Source organism: Longimicrobium terrae, from assembly GCF_014202995.1.
Lineage (GTDB): Bacteria > Gemmatimonadota > Gemmatimonadetes > Longimicrobiales > Longimicrobiaceae > Longimicrobium > Longimicrobium terrae.
In genome coordinates this window covers 197,206-220,278 of the sequence record NZ_JACHIA010000009.1, presented here as the reverse complement: position 1 = coordinate 220,278, position 23,073 = coordinate 197,206, and the positions used below count along the sequence as shown (strand labels likewise).

The 23,073-nt window shown below is 69.9% G+C and carries 17 protein-coding genes, 2 rRNA genes and 1 pseudogene; 12 read left to right on the top strand and 8 right to left on the bottom strand.

The window, feature by feature from the left end:
• The 3 genes from HNQ61_RS16090 to HNQ61_RS16080 all read left to right on the top strand — a co-directional run.
• Nucleotides 1-206, top strand: a 23S ribosomal RNA gene (locus HNQ61_RS16090); the annotation flags it as partial.
• Between the two features lie 112 nt (nucleotides 207-318).
• Nucleotides 319-435: ribosomal RNA gene (gene rrf, locus HNQ61_RS16085) — 5S ribosomal RNA — on the top strand.
• 796 nt (nucleotides 436-1,231) lie between these two features.
• Nucleotides 1,232-2,653, top strand: a complete 1,422-nt coding sequence (locus HNQ61_RS16080; protein ID WP_170034854.1) for a sigma-54-dependent transcriptional regulator — start codon at nucleotides 1,232-1,234, stop codon at nucleotides 2,651-2,653.
• A gap of 410 nt (nucleotides 2,654-3,063) precedes the next feature.
• Here the strand turns inward: HNQ61_RS16080 and thiE are convergent, their stop codons facing one another.
• The 7 genes and pseudogenes from thiE to HNQ61_RS16045 form a co-directional block, all read right to left on the bottom strand.
• Nucleotides 3,064-3,687 (bottom strand): thiamine phosphate synthase, encoded by a 624-nt coding sequence (thiE, locus tag HNQ61_RS16075; protein WP_170034855.1) that lies wholly within the window; start codon nucleotides 3,685-3,687, stop codon nucleotides 3,064-3,066.
• On the bottom strand, nucleotides 3,684-4,685 hold the full coding sequence (mltG, locus tag HNQ61_RS16070; protein ID WP_170034856.1) for an endolytic transglycosylase MltG: 1,002 nt from the start codon (nucleotides 4,683-4,685) through the stop codon (nucleotides 3,684-3,686). The genes thiE and mltG overlap by 4 nt, the downstream gene beginning before the upstream one ends.
• A complete protein-coding gene (gene ruvX, locus HNQ61_RS16065; RefSeq protein WP_170034857.1) occupies nucleotides 4,682-5,137 on the bottom strand; it encodes a Holliday junction resolvase RuvX in 456 nt (151 codons plus the stop codon). The genes mltG and ruvX overlap by 4 nt, the downstream gene beginning before the upstream one ends.
• Nucleotides 5,138-5,282: 145 nt before the next feature.
• Nucleotides 5,283-5,828: a hypothetical protein gene (locus tag HNQ61_RS16060; RefSeq protein WP_170034858.1), complete on the bottom strand. Its 546-nt coding sequence runs from the start codon at nucleotides 5,826-5,828 to the stop codon at nucleotides 5,283-5,285.
• A 281-nt stretch (nucleotides 5,829-6,109) separates the two neighbouring features.
• Nucleotides 6,110-8,215 (bottom strand): annotated as a pseudogene (ligA, locus tag HNQ61_RS16055) (NAD-dependent DNA ligase LigA); the annotation flags it as partial.
• Entirely contained in the window at nucleotides 8,212-9,225 is a 1,014-nt protein-coding gene (locus HNQ61_RS16050; RefSeq protein ID WP_170034860.1) for a diguanylate cyclase, read from the bottom strand. The pseudogene ligA and the gene HNQ61_RS16050, both read right to left, overlap by 4 nt.
• Nucleotides 9,222-9,617, bottom strand: coding sequence for a response regulator (locus tag HNQ61_RS16045; RefSeq protein ID WP_170034861.1), 396 nt, complete (start codon nucleotides 9,615-9,617; stop codon nucleotides 9,222-9,224). Before HNQ61_RS16045 ends, HNQ61_RS16050 begins: the two co-directional genes overlap by 4 nt.
• A 194-nt stretch (nucleotides 9,618-9,811) precedes the next feature.
• Between HNQ61_RS16045 and HNQ61_RS16040 the strand changes: the two genes are divergently transcribed.
• Nucleotides 9,812-10,045 carry a hypothetical protein gene (locus HNQ61_RS16040; protein WP_170034862.1) on the top strand — a complete coding sequence of 78 codons (234 nt, stop codon included), beginning with the start codon at nucleotides 9,812-9,814 and terminating at the stop codon, nucleotides 10,043-10,045.
• Nucleotides 10,046-10,116: 71 nt separating this feature from the next.
• A complete protein-coding gene (locus HNQ61_RS16035; RefSeq protein ID WP_170034863.1) occupies nucleotides 10,117-11,685 on the top strand; it encodes an alpha,alpha-trehalose-phosphate synthase (UDP-forming) in 1,569 nt (522 codons plus the stop codon).
• A gap of 404 nt (nucleotides 11,686-12,089) precedes the next feature.
• Here the strand turns inward: HNQ61_RS16035 and HNQ61_RS16030 are convergent, their stop codons facing one another.
• Nucleotides 12,090-12,308, bottom strand: a complete 219-nt coding sequence (locus tag HNQ61_RS16030; protein WP_170034864.1) for a putative Se/S carrier protein — start codon at nucleotides 12,306-12,308, stop codon at nucleotides 12,090-12,092.
• Nucleotides 12,309-12,772: 464 nt separating this feature from the next.
• Between HNQ61_RS16030 and HNQ61_RS16025 the strand changes: the two genes are divergently transcribed.
• The 7 genes from HNQ61_RS16025 (at nucleotide 12,773) to HNQ61_RS15995 (ending at nucleotide 23,073) form a co-directional block, all read left to right on the top strand.
• Nucleotides 12,773-15,910 (top strand): SusC/RagA family TonB-linked outer membrane protein, encoded by a 3,138-nt coding sequence (locus HNQ61_RS16025; RefSeq protein WP_170034865.1) that lies wholly within the window; start codon nucleotides 12,773-12,775, stop codon nucleotides 15,908-15,910.
• 17 nt (nucleotides 15,911-15,927) lie between these two features.
• A complete protein-coding gene (locus tag HNQ61_RS16020) occupies nucleotides 15,928-17,289 on the top strand; it encodes a RagB/SusD family nutrient uptake outer membrane protein (RefSeq protein ID WP_170034866.1) in 1,362 nt (453 codons plus the stop codon).
• A 453-nt stretch (nucleotides 17,290-17,742) separates the two neighbouring features.
• Entirely contained in the window at nucleotides 17,743-18,279 is a 537-nt protein-coding gene (folK, locus tag HNQ61_RS16015; protein ID WP_170034867.1) for a 2-amino-4-hydroxy-6-hydroxymethyldihydropteridine diphosphokinase, read from the top strand.
• 37 nt (nucleotides 18,280-18,316) lie between these two features.
• Complete coding sequence (locus HNQ61_RS16010) at nucleotides 18,317-19,468, top strand: carboxylate-amine ligase (RefSeq protein ID WP_170034868.1); 1,152 nt, start codon at nucleotides 18,317-18,319, stop codon at nucleotides 19,466-19,468.
• On the top strand, nucleotides 19,465-20,592 hold the full coding sequence (gene aroB / locus HNQ61_RS16005; protein WP_170034869.1) for a 3-dehydroquinate synthase: 1,128 nt from the start codon (nucleotides 19,465-19,467) through the stop codon (nucleotides 20,590-20,592). Before HNQ61_RS16010 ends, aroB begins: the two co-directional genes overlap by 4 nt.
• A gap of 96 nt (nucleotides 20,593-20,688) precedes the next feature.
• Nucleotides 20,689-21,660 (top strand): lysophospholipid acyltransferase family protein, encoded by a 972-nt coding sequence (locus HNQ61_RS16000; protein WP_170034870.1) that lies wholly within the window; start codon nucleotides 20,689-20,691, stop codon nucleotides 21,658-21,660.
• A gap of 3 nt (nucleotides 21,661-21,663) precedes the next feature.
• The gene (locus HNQ61_RS15995; RefSeq protein WP_170034871.1) at nucleotides 21,664-23,073 is read left to right on the top strand and encodes a glycosyltransferase family 2 protein; all 1,410 of its coding nucleotides are present in this window, start codon (nucleotides 21,664-21,666) and stop codon (nucleotides 23,071-23,073) included.

The following is a 23,073-nucleotide window of genomic DNA, read 5'->3' as shown; positions in this document are numbered from 1 at the left end:
TCGCGCCAGCGGCAGTGCCGGGTAGCTACGTTGGGAAGGGATAACCGCTGAACGCATCTAAGTGGGAAGCCCCTCCAGAGATGAATCTTCCTGGGAGCTTGACTCCCCTGAAGGGCCGTGGGAGACCACCACGTTGATAGGCGGCAGGTGCAGGGCGTGTGAGCGCTAAAGCCGAGCCGTACTAAGGGCCCGTGAAGCTTGACCGGTCTTTTCTGACTGGTCCACCAACATGAACCGTCACACACGGGTGCTTTGCCCGGGTGCTGATGTGAAAACGCAAAGACAACTCGCTAACCCAACCCGACCCGGACCACTTTGGCCGGTGGCTATGGCGCGGGGGATCCACCCGATCCCATCCCGAACTCGGAAGTGAAAACCCGCTGCGCGGATGGTACTGCCGGGGCCACCCGGTGGGAGAGTACGGCGCCGCCGGCCTTATCTTCAGAACCGCCCGTCTCGAGCTTCACGCTCGGGGCGGGCGTTTCTGCGTTTGTACCACACGAAGTGCGTGAGTGCGGTGTGCGTGAGTGCGTTAGTGCGAGAGTACGAAAGTGGTGCGTCCGGAGCGTCCCGGGCGGTGCATGCGTGGTGCACACGAACCGGCACGTGGTCCGCAGCCGTTGCGCACATGGACGCAGACGCCACATTCAAGCAACAGCGTCGGCGGGGCGGAGATCAGTCCGGCGGTTGAAACCGCGCCTCGAAACACGCGAAGTCCGCCTCCGCGGACTGCGGCCGCGGACCTCGTGCACGCTCGCGCACCTTTCGAGAGCACCATCGTTCTCGTCGGGCGCCCCACAGCGTCATCCTGAGGCGGCGCCGGCCGTACTCTCCGCCAGCCCGGAGCTGGGCGCCGACGTAGGATCTGCTTTCCGCGCGAGAACGGGCGTGGGAGCGGGCTAGGCCGGGCGCCCTACTGTCAACCGTTCGCTCGTGCGTAGGAGCGCGCGGCCAGCAAGGCCGTCTTTGTGCGCCGGAAACTTTGAGGGAGCACGGTCGGGTGTCGTCTCGGAGGGAGACTTGGGGGGCAGGGCGGCGATGCCATCCTTCACGTTTCCGCGCGTTATTCCCGCTCTCAAAATGCGCTCGCGTGCGTCTCGTGGCGGGAGGAGAATGGCGCCCCAATGCGGCACAGTTGCCCCACTCGCCTGTGGAACATAGATTGGCCCTCGCCCACTGATGCTGTTTGACCTTCCGGGGCCGCTTCCGCCCGCTCCTCTTGAGCAATCTCATGAGCAACGACGCACAGCCCGACTCGCCGATCAGCGTTCTGATCTGCGATGATGAGGAGTTGCTGGTCAAGAGCTGCGGTCAGATCCTGTCCAGCGAGGGATACCACATCCTCACCGAGCACCGCGGCCGCAACGCGCTTGAGACCGTTCGCCGCCATCGCCCGGACATTCTGCTTACCGACCTGAACCTGCCCGACATCGACGGGCTGGCGCTGCTCAAGGAAGTAAAGAAGATGGCGCCGGAAACGCTGGTGGTGATGATCACCGGCTTCGCCACGGTGGACAGCAGCGTGGAGGCGATCCGGGCCGGCGCGTACGACTATATCCCCAAGCCGTTCACCGCCACGCAATTGCGCATCCTCATCGGGCGGGCGGGGACGCAGGTGCAGCTGGTGCGCGACAACGCCCATCTGCGCGACCAGCTGAAGAAGCATTACAGCTTCGAGAACATCATCGGCACCAGCGAGAGCATCCAGAAGGTGTTCTCGGTGGTGTCGCGGGTGGCGCCGACGGATGCGAATGTCTTCATCTCCGGCGAGTCCGGGACGGGAAAAGAGCTCATCGCCCGTGCGCTTCACGCCAACAGCCGGCGAAACGGGCGCGCGTTCATGGCCATCAACTGCGCCGCGCTCCCCGACCATCTGCTGGAATCGGAGCTGTTCGGGCACGAGAAGGGCGCGTTCACCGGCGCCGACAACCTGAAGCGCGGGCTGCTGGAGGTGGCGGGCGGGGGCAGCTTCTTCATGGACGAGGTGTCGGAGATGAGCATGGACCTGCAGGCCAAGCTTCTCCGCGTCATCCAGGAGCGCCGCATCCGGCGGGTGGGCGGCGAGGTGGAGATTCCCATCGACGTGCGCTGGATCAGCGCCACCAACCGCGATCCGGAGCAGGCGGTGCGCGACGGCGTGCTGCGGCAGGACCTCCTGTACCGGCTGAACGTCGTCCCCGTGAAGCTTCCGCCGCTGCGCCAGCGCCGCGAGGACATCCCCGCGCTGGCCCAGCACTTTCTCCGCCGCTACGCGCAGGAGTACGACCGCGGCAACCTGCGGTTCGCGCCGGACGCCATGCGGCTGATGGTGGATTACGCCTGGCCCGGCAACGTGCGCGAGCTGCAGAACCTGATGGAGCGAATCGTCTCGCTCTGCCTGCCGGATCAGGAGATTCATCCCGAGGACATGCCCGAGGAGCTTTCGGCCGTGCCCACCAGCGCGCGGCCCGTGGCGTCGTACTCCGCGGATCTGCCGTTTCACGACGCCAAGAACGACGCGATCACGCACTTTGAAAAGGAGTACCTGCGCGATCTGCTCAAGCGGCACAACGGCAACATCTCGCAGGCGGCGCGCACGGCGGGCATCGACCGCAAGACGATCCACCGCATGCTCACCAAGTACGATCTCGAGGGGCGTGATCTGACCTGGTAGTCAGAGGTCGGTTGATACGAAAAGGCCGGAGCCGCGCATCGCGGCTCCGGCCTTTGTCAGTCATCAAATTCCGCTTGCAGAGCGCAACAAAGGCGGAACCCTCCCGAACCGATTGGAACTCTCCCCGCTTGAAGATCAGCAGGGCAGCGGTTCCGTCGACGGGATTGGTGCGGAGCGCCTGCATCCCTGAGCGAATGAATCCGCCGCTCCAACAGCGGGAACCCCCGACACCGGCCGCTGGCGCGTCCGGTTCGGGGCTTCAACTGCATGGGCAGATGGATCTCATCGTCCGCCTCCGATGCGCCGAACCTTCGGTCTTGTCGTATCATCCGCCATTGTTCGACTCACGGAAAGGCCGGAGCCGCGGATTGCGGCTCCGGCCTTTCCGTCCTCGACAGCTTTCCTGACGCTCAGCGGCGCAGTAGCGCGCGCGTGGCGGCTTCGGGATCATTCGCCTGCATCACGGCGCTGATGACCGCTACGCCCGCGGCTCCGGCGCGGGTGACGGGAAGTGCGTTCTCCACCGTGATCCCGCCGATGCCGACGACGGGGATGCGCACCGCGGCCGCGATCGCGCCGATCCGCTCCGTGCCGACTGGCGGGCCCGCGTCCGCCTTGCTCCCGGTGGCGTAAACCGGACCCACGCCCACGTAGTCCGCGCCGTCCGCCTGCGCGGCGAGGGCCAGTTCCGCCGATTCCGCCGAGACGCCGATCAGGAAGCCGGGGGGAGAGATGCGCCGCACATCCGTCGCGGCGAGGTCGCTCTGGCCCACGTGCGCGCCCTCCGCACCCACCGCGAGCGCGACATCCACGCGATCGTTGATGAACAGCAGCGCGCCCGCCCGCCGCGTCTCCGCCAGCAGCGCACGCGCCTGGTCCGCCATCGGCCGCGCATCGCCGTCCTTGATGCGCAGCTGAATGGCCGGCGCGCCGCCCTGGAGCGCCGCTCGTACGACGTCCATCAGCGGACGCCCGCCGCACTCCGGGTCGGTGACGACGATCAGCCGCAGCCGTTCCGCGAGCCCGTTCGTCATCGCGGCGCGGGGGGGCGGGCGGCGCGTGTCTCGACGCGGGCGGCGGCCACCGCGCGGCGGTGTTCGGCGAAGTTCCTGGTAAAGACGTGCGTCCCGTTGGGGCGGGCGACAAAGAACAGGTAGTCGTGCTCCGGCGCATTCAGCACGGCCTCAATCGCGCCCGCGCTGGGCGACGCGATGGGGCCCGGCGGCAGCCCCGCGTTGCGGTACGTGTTGTACGGATCGTCCGCCACCTCGCGGATGTGCTTGAGCAGCAGTCGCTTCTGGTGCTCGCCCAGGGCGTACTGCACCGTGGGGTCCGCCTCCAGCCGCATCCCCTTCTTGAGGCGGTTCAGGTACACGCGGGCGATCGTCGGGCGCTCGGACCAGGTCTTGGCCTCCTTCTCGACGATGGAGGCGAGCGTCACGACTTCGCGCTCGCTCATTCCCGCGGCCTGCGCGCGCTGGCGGAGCGCCGGCGTCCACACCTGGCGGTAGCGGGCCGTCATCTGCCGCAGCACCTGGTCAAGCGACGAGCCGGCGGGGAGCACGAAGGTGGCGGGATACAGGTATCCCTCCAGCGTGGGTCCGGGGACGTTGTACTTTGCCGCCATCGCCGGATCCATCAGCCGGGCGAGCACGGTGTCCGCGTTCATCCCCGTGGCCTGGGCCAGGCGCGGTGCCATCCGCCGAAGCTCCCATCCTTCCGGGATCACGATGCGCGTCTTGATGACGTCGCCGCGGGTGATGCGGTCCAGGATCAGCGCGTACGATGCCCCGGGCTTCATCTCGTAGATCCCCGGCTGCAGCCTGGGCGCGGAGCCCTTCATCCGCGCGTACAGCTTGAAGACCGTGGGCGAGTTGATCACATCGCGATGCGCCAGCGTGTCCGCCAGCGCCGAAAGGCCGCTCCCGCGCGCCACGGTGAAGCGCACCGGGGTGCCTTCGCCCGCCCCACCGCCGCAGGCCGCCAGCGACAGCACCGCCGCGACCATCCACATCCGTCCGCCGCGTTTCATTCTTCCGCCCCCGCCTCGTTGATCTGCTGGTTGCGCCGCAGCGCCAGGTACGTGGTGAGGATGACGGCCGCCGCGGCCGCATCCACCCGCCCCTTTTCCTCCCGCTGTCCCTTGCGCAGCCCGGAGCCGCGCACCGCCCGTTCCGCCTGGACGGACGACATCCGTTCATCCATCCAGTGCACCGGAAGTCCCGTGCGCCGCTCCAGTTCCGCGCCGAACGCGCGCACCTCCGCCACCCACTCGTTCTCGAACCCCGACAGCGGCAGCGGCAGGCCGATGACCGCCTCCGTCACCTCCTGCTCAGCGATCAGCGCGCCGATCTCCGGCCAGGGCGGACGCTTGCCGGCACGGCGCTGCAGCGTGGTCAGCGGCGACGCGATGGTGCGCGTGGGGTCGCTGAGCGCCACGCCGATGCGGCGTTCGCCATAGTCCAGGGCGATGATGCGGGACATTCGGTTTCGTATGGAGAGGAACCGCGCGATCGGGAAGCGGCGCCGCCGCAACCCGCGCGTGAACGGGGAAGGTACACGTTGGCGGCGGAAAGAGAAACGGCCCGCGCCGTGGGGCGCGGGCCGTCGTCACTCGCTTGGCCGACGATCAGAGCGCGGCGAGGGCCGCTTCCACCGGCTGTCCGGTGCGGATTCCCTCGTACACCTGCCCCAGCACGTCGCCGCGGCCGAACAGGAGGCGCGTGCGGTCCGCCGTGCCGGACGGAACCTCCATCACCGCCATGCCGCCGCCCGCCAGCCGCTCCAGCAGCGCGGTGAAGAGTCCCGTGGACAGGTGGCTGCCGCGCGGGCCGCCGCCGGCTTCCGCTTCCACCCATCCCGCCAGTTCAAGCGCGCCCACGGCCGGGTGCAGATCGCGGAACTCCAGCGTCCCCCAGCCGCGGTCGCTGAAGAAGCTGGCCGCCGCGCGCCAGAACTCCGCCGGGTCAAGGTGCGCCCACGACACACCGGCAAAGTCGCGCTGCACGCGCTCCTGCAGCGCGCCGTACACCTCCTCGCCCAGCTCGTAGCCCAACTGGCGAAGCACGGTGACCGCCTCCATGGGCTCGCGGTCGCCCACGACGGCGGTGCGCACCGAGGCCAGCAGCGAGGCGGGTACCTGCAGAAAGCGCGCGGGCGCGGCGATCGTGTTCATGGGTGGTCCAGTTCGGGGATTCCGTCCGCGGACTCGGCATCCACGGGGGCGGGGTCGATGGGCGGCGCGTCCGCCGAGGCGGTGCCGGATTCGGCGGATTCGGATTCGGCGGATTCGGATTGCGCCGGCTGATCCGATCCGGCCGGTTCGATCAGTTCGCCCGGCCCGGCCGCCTCAGCCGAGCCGGTCGAGTCAGCCGCGCCGACAGAGTCAGCCGACTTGGCCGCCTTCTTCGGTTTCGGCGATTTGGCCGCCTTCTTCGACTTCGCCGGTTCCGCCGGGAGGAGGGACTCGGCTTCGGCGTTGGCCTCGGCTTCGGCCGCCGCGACCGCCGCTTCGGCCGCCGCCGTGGCGAGCGCGGCGGGAAGGTCCATCAGCTCCGCCTCGGTCAGCTGCGGAACGCCCAGCTCCTTTGCCTTGGCCAGCTTGGAGCCCGCGTCCTCGCCCACGACCAGGTAATCGGTCTTCTTGGTGACGCTGCCGGCCACGCGACCGCCATGGCTCTCGATGAACGCGCCCGCGTCGCCGCGCGTCATGGTCGGCAGGGTGCCGGTCACCACGAAGCTGCGGCCGCTGAACGCGCCCTGCACCGGCTCCGCGGCTTCTTCCGTCATCACCACGCCGGCATCGGCCAGCTTGCGGACGGTCTGCACGTTGCGCTCCTGGTCAAACCAGGCCCGCAGCGCCTCCGCCATCGTCTTGCCGACGCCGTGCACGGTGGCGTACTGCTCCGCCGTGGTTTCCGGCGCCATCAGCCGGTCCATCGAGCCGAAAGCGCGGGCCAGCAGCATGGCGCCCGTCTCGCCCACGTGGCGCACGCCCAGGCCAAAGAGGACGCGCCCCAGCCCGCGCTGCTTGGACTCCTCCAGCCCGGCCAGCAGGTTCTGCGCGGACTTCTCCTTGAACCCGTCCAGCGAAAGCAGGTCGTCCAGCGTCAGGCGATACAGATCGCCCACGTCTTCCACCAGCTTGCGATCGAGGAGCGTCTGCACGGTGCGCTCGCCCAGCCCGCGGATGTCCATGGCGGACCGGGAGACGAAGTGCACGACGCCCCAGTAGATGCGCGCCGGGCAGGCGCTGTTGGGGCAGTAGAGAAGCGCCTCGCCCTCCGGCCGCTCCACCGGCGTGCCGCACGCGGGGCACTCGGACGGCATGGTGAACTCCGCCGCGCGCTCCTGCCCCTCCTCCAGCACGGGCCCCACGACCTGCGGGATGACCTCGCCCGCACGCTTTACGAGGACCTTTTCGCCCGCGCGGATGTCCTTGCGGCGGATGTCGTCCTCGTTGTGCAGCGTCGCCAGCTTCACCACCACGCCGCCGACTTCGACCGGCTCCAGCACGGCGTACGGGTTCAGCGCGCCCGTCCGCCCCACGTTCAGTTCGATGGACTTCAGCGTGGTGACGACGAGGTCCGGCGCGTACTTGTACGCGATCGCCCAACGCGGGTCCCGCTGGCCGACGATCCCCAGTTCGTCCTGCAGGCGCAGCGGGTTCACCTTGACCACCGCGCCGTCCACCTCGTAGTCCAGGTGCGCGCGGTTGCCCTCGAACTCGCGCACGAAGGCGGTCACCTCGTCCATCCCCGCGCAGGGGCGGGCGAGCGGGTTCACCGGCTGGCCCCACGCGCGCAGCGCCTCCAGCAGCTCCCACTGCGTGGCGAAGGGCGGAGACTCGCGCCCGTCCATCTGCACGGCGTACGCAAAGAAGCGCAGCGGGCGCCCGGCGGTGATGGCGGGGTCCAGCTGGCGAAGGCTGCCGGCGGCGGCGTTGCGGGGGTTGGCAAAGGTGGCCTGCCCGTCGGCCGCGCGGCGCCGGTTGAGCGCCTCGAAGCCGGAGTGCGGCATGTACACCTCGCCGCGCACCTCCATCCGCGCGGGCGCGGGCGGGCCGTCCGTGCGCAGGCGCAGGGGGATTTCGCGGATGGTGCGCAGGTTCCGGGTGACGTCTTCGCCCACCGTGCCGTTGCCGCGCGTGGCCCCGCGGACAAGGACGCCGTCCTCGTACGTCAGGGCAATGGCCAGCCCGTCGATCTTGGGCTCGGCCACGTACCCCGCCGTGCACACCTCGTCCACGATGCGGGCGTTGCGCGTTTCCCACGCGGCCAGCTCCGCCTCGTCAAAGGCGTTGTCCAGCGACAGCATGGGCGCCAGGTGCACCGTCTTTTCCAGGCGGCTGGCGGGCTCGGCGCCCACGCGGCCGGTGGGGGAATCCGGCGTGCGCAGTTCGGGATGCGCCGCCTCAAGCTCGCGAAGCTCGCGGAAGAGGCGGTCGTATTCCGCGTCCTGGAGCGAGGGCGCGTCCAGGACGTAGTACTGGTGGTTGGCCCGCTCCAGCGTTTCGCGCAGTTCGGCGGCCCGGGCGGCCGCCTGCGGCGGGGCGGTGTTCATGCAGGCGGGGCGGCGGCCGCTTCGGACTCGGCCTGCACGTCGCCGGACTGCGTGGCGCGCACCACGCGGTTGCGGCCGCCGTGCTTGGCCTGGTACAGAGCCTCGTCGGCCAGCTTCAGCAGCTCCTCGGGACTCGAAGCCACGCCACCGGCCGCCGCGGCCACGCCGCACGACGTGGTCATGCGAACGATGACCGGCCCGTCGCGGTACACGTGCTCCTCCACCGCGGCGCGCACGCGCTCGGCGAACTTCGCGGCCTCTTCCTCGTCCGTGTTGGGAAGGATGACGATGAACTCCTCGCCGCCGTACCGCCCCACCATGTCGATCTCCCTCGCCGTTTCGCGAAGGATGCGCGCCGTCTCGTACAGGATGACGTCGCCCGTGGGGTGGCCGTGCGTGTCGTTGACCGACTTGAACTTGTCCAGGTCGATCATGGCCACCGCCAGCGGCTCTTCGGTGCGCCGCGCGCGCTCGAACTCGTCGTGCAGCAGTTCGTGCACGTGGCGGTGGTTGAAGAGCTCCGTGAGGCCGTCGGTGATGGACAGCTTCTTGAGCCGGATGTTGGCGTCTTCCAGCTCGCGGTTCTTCAGGTCCAGCTCGTCCTGAAGGCGCTTCACGCGGAGCATGGCGCGCATGCGCGCCTCAAGCTCGTTGAAGTTGTACGGCTTGCTGATGTAGTCGTCGGCGCCCGACTCCAGCCCCTGCACCACGTCCTCGGTTTCCGTCAGCGCGGTCACCAGGATGATGGGAATGAAGGGGAGCGCCCCGTTGGCCTTGATGCGGCGGGCGACCTCGTGGCCGTCCATGCCGGGCATCATCACGTCCAGCAGAATCAGGTGCGGCGGCTGCTCGTCCACGCGCTCCAGCGCCTGCGGGCCGTTCATGGCGGTGATGACCTGATACCCGCGCGACGAAAGGCGGGCGTTCAGGATCTCGACGTTGTCCTCCACGTCGTCCACCACCAGAATGCGCATGGCGCCGCCTTCAGGCGCCTCGGGTGCAGCCGTCAAGCCGTGGCCTCCCGCCCGGAGCCGATGAACTTCTCCACCTCGGCCACCACGCGCCGGGGTTCGCACGGCTTGGCCAGGTAGCCGTCGCAGCCCACTTCCTGCGCCTTGGCGCGGTCCGTGGCCAGCGCGTGCGCCGTCAGCGCGATGATGGGAATCTGCGACGTGGCCGCATCGCCCTTGAGAATGCGCGTGGCCTCCCACCCGTCGATCAGGGGAATGCTGATGTCCATCAGGATCAGGTCCGGATGGTCCTGGCGCGCCATGCGCACGCCGTCCTCGCCGTTGCGTGCCTCGATGACCTGGTAGCCGAAATGCTCGAGGATCGTGCGGTAGACGGTCCGATTATCCTCGTTGTCTTCCACGAGCAGGACCGTCTTGCTGGAATCCGCCATCCGAAGGTGCCTCCTGTCCAGTTTGCAGCCCGCTGTCCGCGTGCCGTGGCGCTTCGCGGGCCAGACGATAATTATACCCCCATGCGGGGGCGTGGCAAGCCTGCCCGGCCCGCGCGGGCAAAGTCGTGTCCCGTACCCGGATGGCACGCGCGTTGCCGCCCGGCGGCGCACGCTCAACTCCTTCCTCGTCACCCATGCATTACGAAGAGCAGTCGCGGCGGTTGAACATCCTGGGCGGCTTTGCCCTGGGCGTGGCGTTCGGCGCCGGCGTGGGGCTGGTGCTGCGGCCGCGCGGCGACGCCGGGGCGCACTCCGCCGCCGTGCGCCGCGCCCGCGGAATCCGCGCCCCCGCGGCCCAGGGGCGGCCGGAGCGCGCCGCCACCCGCGGCGCGGCCGGACGCATGGCCCGCTCCCGCTTCCGGCTGTAGCCGCCCGGAACGGCATTCCCCCGCCGGGCACCTCCGGCGGACCCGACCCCAGTCACCGCGCCAGACCCTGAATGCCGACCGATCCCAAGGACCTGGGCCCGCTGTTTCGCGAGATGTTTCCCGACCGGCGGTTCGTGGTGGTTTCCAACCGCGAGCCGTACGAGCACAAGTGGTCGCAGGAAGTGGGCGAGATGGAAGTGCGCCGCCCCGCCGGCGGGCTGACCTCGGCGCTGGACCCGCTGCTGCAGGCGCTGGGCGGCATGTGGGTGGCCTGGGGCTCCGGCGAGGCCGACGCCGCGGCGGTGGACAGCCACCACCGCGTGCAGGTGCCGCCCGAGAACCCCAGCTACACCCTGCGCCGGGTGTGGCTCACGCACCACGACATCCACCGCTACTACCTGGGGTTCAGCAACCAGTTTCTGTGGCCGCTGTGCCACCTGCGCCCCGACCTTACCCGCGTGCGCTCCCGCTACTGGGAGCGCTACCGCCGCGTGAACCGGCGCTTTGCCGACGCGGTGCTGGAAGAGGTGCAGGGAAAGGACGCGGCCATCTGGTTTCAGGACTACCACCTGGCGCTGGCGCCGCTGCTGGTGCGCGCCCGCCGGCCTGACCTGACGCTCGCGCACTTCTGGCACATTCCGTTTCCGCCCATCGACATCTTTCGCCTGGCGCCGCAGGCGGGGTACCTGCTGCGCGGCATGCTGGCCAACGACCTGATGGGCTTTCACCTCCCCATCTTCGCCGACAACTTCCTGCGCTGCGCCAAGCGGCTGGCCGGCGCCGAGGTGGACTGGGAGGCGCGCACCGCCACGCTGGACGGCCACACCTGCCAGGTGGGCGCGTTTCCCATCAGCATCGACATCGACCAGTTCCGGCAGGCGGCGCAGGCCGACGGGGTGGAGGAGCAGATGCAGCGCATCCGCCAGCGCTACGCGCCCAAGGGTGGCGCCATCGGCATCGGCGTGGACCGCATGGACTACAGCAAGGGGCTGCCGGAGAAGTTCAAGGCACTGGAGTTCCTGTGGGACCGGTACCCGGAGTACCGCGAGCGCTTCACCTTCATCCAGGTGGCGGTGCCCAGCCGCAGCGACATCGAGGCGTACGACGACCTTTCGCAGAAGGTGGACAACCAGGTGCGCGAGATCAACGAGCGCTTCGGCACCGGCGACTGGCGCCCCATTCACCTGATCAAGCAGTCGCTGCCGGTGGACCGTCTCGCGATCCTGTACCGCACGGCCGACGTGTGCATGATCAGCTCGCTGCAGGACGGCATGAACCTGGTGGCCAAGGAGTACGTGGCCAGCCAGATCGATGGCAACGGCGTCCTTCTTCTTTCCCTCTTTGCCGGCGCGGCGGAGGAAATGACGGAGGCCACGCACATCAATCCGTACGATCCCGAAGGGTGCGCACTGCGCATCCGCGACGCGCTCACCCTCCCGGCGGAGCTGCGCAAGGCGGGAATGCGGCGCCAGCAGGAGGCGCTCACGGGGATCTACGACTGGATGGACGACCTCTTTCACGCGTGGGGAGGCGCCGCGGCGGGGTCGGCGGCCGCGCGTCCTCCCAGGGCTGCGTCCGGGGACGACTTCGAGAACGACGGCCCGTTCGCGGCCGGCGCCTGGGCCTCGGAGCGAACCTGACCGCCCGGGTCGGCTTCGGGTCACATGGAGGATGAAAAGAATGACGGCGGGAGGATGGGGAGCAATCCCCGTCCTCCCGCCGTTTCTCGTTCCTCCTCCCCATCAGCGCCGCGCGATGAAGCTGCGGACTGATCGACGGGTGTTCTCTCGATTGACGGCGGGTTCTGCGGATGAGGTGCGGGCGGCTTTCATCGCGGAACGCCGCTCTGTTCGTCTTCGCCGGTCGTGGCAACTGCCCTCACGCGGAGGTCGCGGAGGAACTGATCGAGGGGAGACGGATCGAGGGGAGACGGATCGAGGGAGACGGATCAGGGGTGATGGGGCGGGAGGGGCCGGAGCCCGGCGGCCGGTGCTTCTGGCCGGGGGGGCGGAAGGGAGCGGGACGGAGCGGCCGCGGGAGGGGGTCAGTGGACGGGGGTGAAGAGGGCATGGGGCACGCCCTCCGTGTCCAGCAGCGCGGCAAGAGGCTCCACTTCCTCCGGCAGCGTTTCCAGCGCCAGGCTGCACCGGGCGCGCGCCGCGGGCGGGGCGGGAATGACCTCCACCGGCACGCCGTGCGCGGCCGCCACTTCCTCGGCCCAGAGCGCGTGGTGCGTGGTCTGAAAGGTAAAGACGGGCGTCATGGTTCGCGTCCGGAAACGGGAACATGCGCTTGCAAATCGCGGCGGTGTCTTGCGTTGCGCAACATCGGCGGTTACACTCCTCGCACCTCGAAAGCGACCCCATCGTGTGCGGCCCGGCGACAGCCCCGGGCCGCATCTGTCGTCCCCGTCATCCGGGGATGGTGGGGCGGCGGGGCGGCCCGGCGCAAGCGGGAGCATGTCAAGCTTCGTCCCGCTCGCGCGTCTAACACTTCGGGCGTCCCGTGTGTCCTTGCACACTGCCCCGTGCGGACTGGCCGCCGGGACAGGCGTGCCGCCCCCTCCGGGCGGTGCGCGGTGTCGCGCCTTTCACGACAGTGAAAGAGGAGGAGATCGGGCGTTCACGGCCCCGGCGCGGGGGCGGGGAACGCGGGCAGGGCAGGTGTGGGTCATGGAGTTTCGCGGGCCTACTTGGAGGCGCGCGTAAAAACCAGGAGAATGGCAGGATGACTAAACTTCGTGTGCTGCTGGTTGCGGCCCTCGCGCTGGCGCTTGCGCCGGCCGCGGCGTCCGCGCAGGCGGGAAGCATCCGGGGCCGGGTGGTCGAGCAGGGCTCGAACAACCCGCTCCAGGGTGTCACGGTGAGCGTGGTCGGGGGAACCCAGACCGTCGTCACCAATCAGGAGGGCCGCTTTGCCCTCAACAACATTCCGGCCGGCGCGCGTACGCTGCGCGCCACCCGCCTCGGCTACGGGGCCCAGAACCGCACCGTAACCGTGGGCGCCGAGCCCATGGAAGTTTCCTTTACGCTGTCGACGGACGTGCTGGGCCTGGACGAGATCGTCGTCATCGGCTACGGCCAGACGGAGCGCCGCAACACCACCGGCGCGGTGGCCTCCATCCGCCCGGAAGTGACGCAGGACCTGCCCACCCCCACGGTGGCCGAGGTGCTGCAGGGCCGCGTGGCCGGCGTGCAGGTGGAGCAGAACTCGGGCACGCCCGGTTCGGCCATCAGCGTGCGCGTCCGCGGCGCCTCCTCCATCTCCGCCGGCAACCAGCCGCTGTACGTGGTGGACGGCGTGCCGCTGCTGCAGGGCGACTTCTCGCCTTTCGATGAGGACTTCCTGGGCGGCCAGGGCACCGACGCGCTGTCGGACCTGAACCCCAACGAAATCGCCTCCATCGAGGTGCTCAAGGACGCGTCGGCCGCCGCCATCTACGGCTCGCGCGCCTCCAACGGCGTGGTGCTCATCACCACCAAGCGCGGCCGCGCCGGCGAGCGCCCCGAAATCAACGTCAACGCCTACTACGGCGTGCAGGAAGCCTGGCGCCGCCCCGGCTTCACCAACGCCGAGCAGTACGTGAACGCGTACAACACGGCGTGGGTCAACGACGGCCTGGACGAGTACTACGGCGCGCCCACCCTGTTCGACCTCTACGGCTACGAGATCGACCCGTCGGTGGACACCAACTGGCTGGACGAAGTCCTGGGCACCGCGCCCATCTCGCAGACCTCGGCCTCCATCGCCGGCGGCACGGAGCGGTCCCGCTACTTCGTGAGCGGCACCATGTTCCAGCAGAACGGCATCGTGAAGCCGCAGGCGTACGACCGCCTGAACGGCCGCCTGAACCTGGACTTCACCGCCAGCTCGCGCCTGAACGTGGGCACCAGCGTGGCGCTGACCCGCTCGGTCATGGACCGCGCCGCGTCGGACAACAACATCTACGCCCCGTTCCCCAACGCCATCGCCTCCGCGCCCATCGAGCCGGTGCGCCTGGCCAACGGGCAGTTCAACGAGGGCTTCTTCTACACCAACCCGGTGGCGCTCCGCCAGCACCAGGTGGAAGAGCGCAACTTCCACGTGATCGGCAACGCGTTCGCCAACTACACGCTGGCCGACGGGCTCACCGCGCGCGTGACGGCCGGCCTGGACCAGTACGCGCTGAATTCCTACCTGTACTACAGCCCGCTTCTGCCCCCGGGCAGCGGTTCGGGCGGCAGCAGCGTGTCGGCCAACACCACCGCCAGCAAGGTGCTGTTCGAGGGCACCCTGAACTACGCCCGCGACTTCGGCGAGCGCCACGCCTTCACCGGCCTGGTGGGCACCAGCTACGAAGACAACGACACCGAGAGCAGCTCCGTGCAGGGCTCCGGCTTCCCCACCAGCGCGTTCCGCTTCCTGAACTCGGCCTCGGTCATCTCGGCCGGCGGCAACGGGGTTACGGAGTACGGAATGACGTCGGTGTTCGGCCGCCTGTCCGACACCTACAACGACCGCCTGACCGCCACACTGAACGCCCGCGCCGACGCTTCGTCGCGCTTCGGCGCCAACAACCAGTGGGGCATCTTCCCCTCGGCGGCGGTGCTGTACCGCTTTGGCGATGAACTGCTGGAGCGCCAGAACACCATCAGCGACCTGGCGCTGCGCGCCAGCTACGGCCTGACGGGCAACCAGGAAGGGCTGGGCAACTTCGCGTCGCTGGCGCTGTTCAACGGCGGCTACGCGTACGACGACCAGGCCGGCATCGGCCCGTCGCAGCTGGGCAACCCGGACCTGAGCTGGGAAAAAACCACGCAGCTCAACCTGGGCGGCGACATCGCCTTCTTCGAGGACCGCCTGGGCCTGAGCCTGGACTGGTACCGCAAGAGCACCACCGACCTGCTGCTGGCCCGTCCGGTTCCGTTCAGCACCGGCTTCGCCAACATCACCGAGAACATCGGCGCCATCCGCAACACCGGCGTAGAGCTGGCCGCGCGTGCGCAGATCGTTCGCGGGGCGCGCCCCGGCGCGTTCAACTGGACGTCGGAGCTGAACGTTTCGCACAACCGCAACGAGGTCACCAAGCTGTACGGCGGCCAGGCCATCGGCAGCTTCGTGCGCATCGAGGAAGGCAAGCCGCTGGGCTACTTCTACGCCCTGCGCGCCGATGACCTGTTCCGCGACGAGTCCGAGATCTGCCGCGACCCCAGCGGCCAGCAGTGCCTTGCCGAGGGGCTGCACGCCTACCAGAGCGACGGCACCGAGCTGGGCGACGTGCGCTTCCGCGACGTCAACGGCCGCGACGCCGACGGCAAGCTGACGGGGCGCCCGGACGGCATCATCAACGACGACGACCGCACCGACGTGGGCTCGCCGTGGCCGGACTTCCAGGGCGGCTTCACCAACACGCTGACCTTTGGCGGCATCGACGCCACCGTGTTCCTGTCGTTCAGCCGCGGCAACCGCGTGTTCAACGGCGTGCGCCAGTACACCGACAGCCCCGGCGGCTCGGGCGACAACCTGTCCACCCGCGTGCTGGACGCGTACTCGGCCGAGAACCCGGACGGCCGCCAGCCGCGCCTGACCATCAACGACCCCAACGGCAACGGCCAGAACAGCAGCCGCTTCGTCGAGGACGGTTCGTACGCGCGCATCAAGAACGTCGTGGTGGGCTACCGCCTGCCGGACGCCCTGGCTCGCCGGGCCGGCACCAGCCGCGCGCGCATCTACGTGCAGGCGCAGAACCTGGTGACGTGGACCAACTACTCGGGCTTCGACCCCGAGGTGAACTACGCGGGTGACAACAGCGTTACGCGCGGCTACGACTTCTACACGCTTCCGCAGGCGCGCACGATCTCGGTCGGCTTCGACCTGGGCCTGTGAGAATGGGAGAGAGTGGAATGAGAATCAGAAAGATCTCCCTCGGGCTGTTCGCGGCCGCGGCGCTGGCCGCGTGCGACAACCCGCTGGACACGAATCCCACCGCTTCGATCCCTTCGGGCGAGGCGCTCGACACCCCGGAAGAGGTGCGTGTCGCGGTAAACGGCATGTACGACGCGTACTCCGTCGGCGACCTTGACCGCAACCTGCTGGTGTTTCCGGACCTGTACTCCGACAACTTCGGATTCCAGGACACGTACACCTCCGATGAAGAGGTGTCGATCAAGACCATCCGGTCCACCAACACCGGCGTGCGCGACATCTGGGAAGGCGCGTACGTGGGCATCAACCGCGCGAACAACGTGCTGGCCGCGCTGGACGGCGTGGACGGGCTGGACGAGGACGAGGCCGCGCAGTACCGCGGCGAGGCGCTCTACGTGCGCGCGCATCTGTACTTCGTGCTGGCCGAGTTCTTCGGCGGCGTGCCGCTGGTGACGGAGCCCACCCTGGCGGTGAGCGCCGGCAACAACGTTCCGCGCTCCACCGAGGCGCAGACGTACGCGCTGGTGGAGACGGACCTGCGCGAGGCGCAGCGCCTGCTGCTCAACAACAGTCCCAGCCGCCGCGGGCGGGCCACCTGGGGCTCGGCCACCGCGCTGCTGGCGCGCGTGAACCTGTACGCCCGCGACTGGGCGGACGCCCGCACCTTTGCGTCGCAGGTCATCGGCTCGGGCGATTACGAGCTGGTGGACTACGGCGACATCTGGAACGAAAAGAACAGCGACGAGTCGATCTTCGAGCTGCAGTACACGGTGAACGATCCGGGCCCGTTCGCGGGGTGGTTCCTTCCGGACACCGAGGGCGGCCGCGGCAGCTTCGTGGCTTCGCAGTCGCTGCGCTCCATCTACGGCGACGCCGTGGAAGACCGGGAGCTGGACTCGCGCTACCTGGTGACGTTCCTGAACGGCTCGCAGTTCATCGGCAAGTACTTCCGCATCAGCAACGGCGACGACAACTACGTCATGCTGCGGCTTGCGGAAATGTACCTGATCCGTTCGGAGGCCGAGGCCCGGCTGGACGGCAACCTGGCGCAGGCGCGTGCCGACATCGACGCGGTTCGCGAGCGCGCCGGGCTGGCTCCGCTGGACGCCGAGGCGGTGGTGAGCGCGCAGCAGGTGCTGCGCGCCAACCTGCAGGAGCGCCGCCGCGAGTTCGTGGGCGAGGGCTACCGGTTCTTTGACCTGCGCCGCTTCCGCGACGCGCTTCCGGAGATCGGCACCCTGGTGCGTGACCAGTACCGCGCGGATTTCCGCCTGTACTTCCCGCTTCCGCAGGGCGACCTGGACGCCAACCCCGAGCTGACCCAGAACCCCGGGTACTGATTCAGGGCTGGTGGATGGATGAACGAAAGGCGCCCCCTCGCGAGAGGGGGCGCTTTTTTTTGCGAGCTTTTACGGCAACACCGTTTCACGCGGAGGCCGCGGGGGTTCGCGGAGGTCGCGGGGGAAAAGCGAAAGACAGGCGCGATCGCACAAACATCAACGGATTCAACGACATGGCCTCACACAGAGTCAACAGAGTTAAAAGAAAGAACGGGCGGATGGATGAAGGCGGGACCTTCCTCCCATTTCGTTCTTTGTTTCAGTCCTCTCTGTTGACTCTGTTAACTCTGTGTGATGTCCATCTGTTGCTGTTCCCCGCGACCCCCGCGAACCCCCGCGGCCTCCGCGTGAAACGGTGTTGCCGTAGAAACCGGCCCGCGCACCGTGCCGGAGTTGACGCGCCGAGCCGTCCGGGCCAGGATCGTACGATCGATTGTTGACCTTGGAGATGCGATGGCGGAAGAAGCGGAGATCCTGATCGGCGCGGGGGCCAACCTGGGCGACCCGGTGGGGCAGCTTCGCGAGGCCGTGCAGATGCTGGCGCGGACGATCGCCATCCACCGGATCTCCTCGCTGTACCGCACGGAGCCGGTGGGGCACCGCGACCAGCCGGACTTTCACAACCTGGTGCTCGCCGCGCGTACGGTGCTCGCCCCCGAGGCGGTGCTGGCGCAGTTGCAGGCGGTGGAGGCGGCGCTGGGGCGGGAGCGCACCTTCGCAAACGCGCCGCGCACGCTGGACCTGGACCTGCTCGCGTACGGGGAAGTGGTGATGGACACGCCCGCCCTCATCCTGCCGCATCCGCGCATGCACCTGCGCGGATTCGTGCTCCATCCGCTGGTGGAGATCGCGCCGGAGTGGCGGCATCCCGTGCAGGGACATACGGCGCGGGAGTTGCTTTCCTGCGCCTCCGCACTGGAGCGCGTGGAGCGGGCCGGTGCGCTGTTCCACGCGGGGCACCCGCTTGCCCCCGCGCCCCCGTCCGGCTAAGCTCACCTCGCCGGCGATCCCCCTTTCGCGACGCAGGATGGCAGCCGGAGAGCAGTATACGGTCGGGGTGGAGGAAGAGTACCAGCTGGTGGACGCGCGTTCCGCGGAACTGCGCAGCCGCGCGCGGTACGTGATCGCCACCGACTGGACGGGCGAGCTGAAGCCGGAAATGCAGGAGCACACCGTGGAGGTGGAAACCCGGGTGTGCGAGGGAACCAGCTGCGTCCGCGACGACCTGGCCCGCCTTCGCTTCACCGCCGCCATCGCCGCGGAGGCCGAGGGCACCCGCGTGGTGGCGGCCGGCACGCACCCGTTCAGCCCGGCGGAGGGGCACGTCTTCAACCCCGCGCCGGTGTACCAGGCGCTCCGGACGCAGTACCGCAGGCTGGCGGAGTCGCAGGCCATCTTCGGCATGCACGTGCACGTGGGGCTGCCGCCGGGGACGGACCGGGCGCGGGTGTGCAACATCGTCCGCCTGCACCTGCCCGTGCTGCTGGCGCTGAGCGCCTCGTCGCCGCTGTGGGTGGGCGACGACACGGGACACGCCTCGTACCGCTCCGTGCTGTGGCGCCGCTGGCCCCGCTCCGGCGCGCCGCCCCGCTTTCGCGACGACGCGGAGTACGCGGCGCTGGTGCGGTGGCTGACGGACTCCGGGCGCATCGACGGGCCCGGGCGCATCTACTGGGAACTGCGCCCGCACCACGTCTATCCCACGGTGGAGATCCGTGTGGCGGACTGCACGCCCCGGCTGCAGGACGCGGTGCTTATCGCCTCGCTGGCGCGCGTCATTGTCGCGGGCGCGGCGGAGGGCGTGCTGAGGGAGTCGCCGCTCCCCGAGTCGTTTCTGCAGCCGCTGATGAGCGACAACGGATGGCGCGCCAGCCGGCACGGCCCCACGGCGGAGCTGGCGGACGTGGAGCGCGCGGAGCCGGGCACCATCACCGCGGCCGACGCGGCGCTGCGGCTGGCGGAGCGGCTGGCCGGGGTGGCGAAGGAACTGGGAGAAGGGGAGGAGCTGGCGCGGCTGCCGGCGCTGCTGCGGGACGGCGGCGCGGCCGCCGCGATCCGCGCCCGGGCACAGTCGCTGGATGGCGACCTTGCCGCGGTGACGCACTGGCTGGCGGATGAGACCGTCTTGGGCGCGGGGATGGACCGCCGCGCCCGGCTGAGACTCGAGGATACGGTATGAGCACGCCCCACAGGGTCAAAGTTTCTCTTCCCGAAGCCAACTCGCGCGGCTACGAGGTGCTGGTGGGCTCCGGGCTGTTCGCCAGCCTGGCCACCGCGCTGTCGCGGTTCTGTCCGGCGCACCGCTACGCCGTGGTCACCGACGACCGCGTGGCGGAGCTGTACGCCGTGCGACTGTCGCGCATGCTGCACTCCGCCGGGCACCGCACCGACGTCTTCGCCTTCACCTCCGGCGAGGCGCAGAAGACGCGCGAAACGTGGTCGCTGGTGAGCGACGCCATGATGGAGTCCGGATGCGGGCGCGACACGGCGGTCATCGCCTTTGGCGGCGGCGTGCCGGGCGACCTGGGCGGCTTCGTGGCGGCCACGTACATGCGCGGGCTGCCGCTGGTGCAGGTGCCCACCACGCTGCTGGCCATGATCGACGCTTCCGTGGGCGGCAAGACGGGGGTGGACACGCCGGCGGGCAAGAACCTGGTGGGCGCGTTCCATCAGCCGCAGTGCGTGCTCATCGACCCCGAGATGCTGCAGACGCTGCCCGACGCGCACCTGCGGTCGGGGATGGCCGAGGCCGTCAAGCACGGCGCCATCGCCGACGCGGAGTACCTGGACTGGATCGAGGACAACGTCGAATCCCTCCTGGCCGCGGACCCGCAGGCGCTCAGCCGGCTCATCATGCGGTCGGTGGAGATCAAGGCCGAGATCGTGGCCAGCGACGTGATGGAGTGCGGGCCGCGCAAGCTGCTCAACTTCGGCCACACCATCGGCCACGCGGTGGAAACGCTCTCCGGCTACGCGCTGCTGCACGGCGAGGCGGTGGCGGTGGGGATGGTGGAGGAAGCGCGCATCGGCGAGCGCGCCGGGGTGACCGCGGCGGGGACGTCCGCGCGGCTGCGGCGCGTCCTTACCCGGCTGGGGCTGCCGACGTCGCTGCCCATCGACTTTGGCGCGGACGCGGTGGTGCAGCACACGCGGCTGGACAAGAAGGCGCGCGCGGGCCGGGTGGAGTATTCCCTCATCCAGGACTTCGGGCGGCCCTTCATCGGCCCTGCCGGCGTATGGGGACACCCGGTGGCGGACGAAACCGTCGCCGAGGTGCTGGCCGGGGTGGGCAGCCGGGGCTGATCCATCCAACGTCCTTTTCGGCGGGCGGGCGGAAAGCGGCGGGTTCATGACCGGTCCGGGGCGCTGCTCCGGACCGGCTTTCACACGGAAACGGGTTTGGCGGACAACAAAGGACGGCGGAGCCCGGCGCGGCGCCGCCTTGAATACGGCCTGGCGCGCGCGTTGGAGCGGGCGGTCAGCACCCTTCCCGAGGGGATGGCCGACGCCTTCGGACGGCGGCTGGGCGGCACCATCTACCGCCTGGGCCTGCGCCGCGGCGTGGTGATGGACAATCTGCGCCTCGCCTTTCCCGAGCTTTCCGACCGGGAGCGGACCCGGCTGGCGCGGGCCTCCTACCAGCACCTGGGCCGGGAGGCCGCGGCCATGCTGCGGCTGAGCCGGCTGGACCCCGCCGCGGTCGTGGAGCGGACGGTCACGCGCGGGTGGGACGAGATGGAAGAAGCGCTGTCCGAGGGCAAGGGCGTGATGCTCGTCACCGGGCACTACGGCAACTGGGAGATCGCCGCCGCCGCCGTGGCCGCGCGCGGGATCCCCATCTCCGCCATCGTCCGCCGGCAGGGCAACCGCATGGTGGACGCGCGGCTGGATGAGACGCGCAAGCGCCTGGGGATCGAGACGATCCTGCAGAAGGAGGCGCCGCTCCGGGTGCCGCGCGCGCTGCGCAAGAACGGCGTCGTCGGCATCGTGGCGGACCAGGACGCGCGCCGCTCCGGCGTCTTTGTCCCCTTCTTCGGCACGCCCGCATCCACGCACCGCGGCCCGGCGCTCTTTGCCGTGCGCTTCGGCGCGCCGGTGTTCGCCTGTGTCGCGCGCCGTCTTCCGGGGCCCGGCGTGCGCTACGAAGTAAGCGGAACGCGCGTTCCGGTGACGCGCACGGGAGACCTGGAAGCGGACATCCAGACGCTGACGGCGGAGCTGGCGCTGCGGCTGGAAGGCAGCATCCGCGAGGCCCCGGAGCAGTACTTCTGGTTCCACCGCCGATGGAAAACCCGGCCGAAACCGGAACCCGCCGCGCGCGAACAGGGTATCGCTGAGGTTGATGGGCCCGACCCCGACCACGAGAGCTGAGGCTTGATCTACATCTGCATCCCCGCGCTGAACGAGGCGCAGACCGTGGGCGTCCTTCTGTGGCGCATCCGGCAGGTCATGGCCGAGTTCGGGCGGGACTACCACCTGCTCGTGGTGGACGACGGCAGCACCGACGACACGGCCGAGGTCCTGGCCCCCTATGCCCGCGTGCTGCCGCTTACGGTGGTGCGCCACGAGCGCAACCGGGGATACGCCGCCGCGGTCGAGACGCTGGCGCGCGAGGCGGTCGCCCGCAGCACGCATCCCAAGCGCGATTCCGCCGTCTTTCTGCAGGCGGACTTCACCGAGCCGCCGGAAGAGATTCCGGCGCTGGTGCGGCGCATCGAGGGCGGCGCGGACGTGGTGGGCTCCGCCGTGAGCACGGTGGAGGGTGAGGTCACGCGCGGGATGCGCTGGTCCCGCGCCGGGCTTCCCTGGCTGCTCAAGCGCAGCGCCGTTCCGCGGGAGATCACCGACCCGTTCAGCGGGTTCCGCGCGTACCGGCTGCAGGTGCTGAAGCGCGCCCTGGCGGACGTGGAAGGCAAGCCGCTGCTGTCGCGGGCTGGATGGGCGGCGAACGCCGAACTGCTGGTGCGCGTGGCGCCGCACGTGCGCCGCGCCGAGCAGGCCGAGGTGGGGCTGCGCTACACGCGGCGCGACCGCGAATCGCGCTTCCGCCCGTGGGACGCCGTGCGCGAGGCGTGGGCGCTGGCTCGCCTGGCGCCCGGCCGTTCGCGCGCCGTGCGCCCCGCGGAGGAGCGCGACACGCTGGCGGAGCGCGAAGTGCCCGCCGCCACGCCGGACCGCATGTCCGCCGCGGACCTGCGCGCCGCGCGCGACGCCCGCGATGCGCGCCCCCGCACGCGCGCGGCCTCACCGCCGCCGTCCACCGAGGCCGCGGCACCGGAGGCCCGCCCGCCGCGCGAGCCGCGCCCCCGCCGCGAAAAGCCGCCCCGTCCCGAGCCGGCCGTGGATGCCGTCGCGGTGGATGAGGACGCGATCGCGGCTCCGGTGGCGGAGATCGAGGAGATGGACGCGGCTCCGGCCGTGGACGGAGCGGAAGACGCCCCGCGCAAGGCCAAGCGCAAGCCGCGGCGGCGCAAGTCGGCGCGCGCGCGGGCGGCCGCGGCGGAGGGATCGCCCGGCGAGATGGATGCGTCCGGCGCGGATCCGTCGTCCGCGGACGAGTCCGGCGTGGATCGTTCGGAGGAAGGTGGACCGCGGGCGGAGGGCGGCGAGGGTGTCGCGATGGACTCCGCTGCGGCGTTGAACGACGGCTCGGCCCCGGAAGAGGGCGCAGCGCCCGCACGGCGCAGGCCCCGGCGGCCGCGCCGCAGAAAGCCCGCCGCCTCCCGCGAAGGTGGGGACGCGGCGGAGGGGGCACCGGCCCCCGTTCCTGAAAGCGAAGGGTAG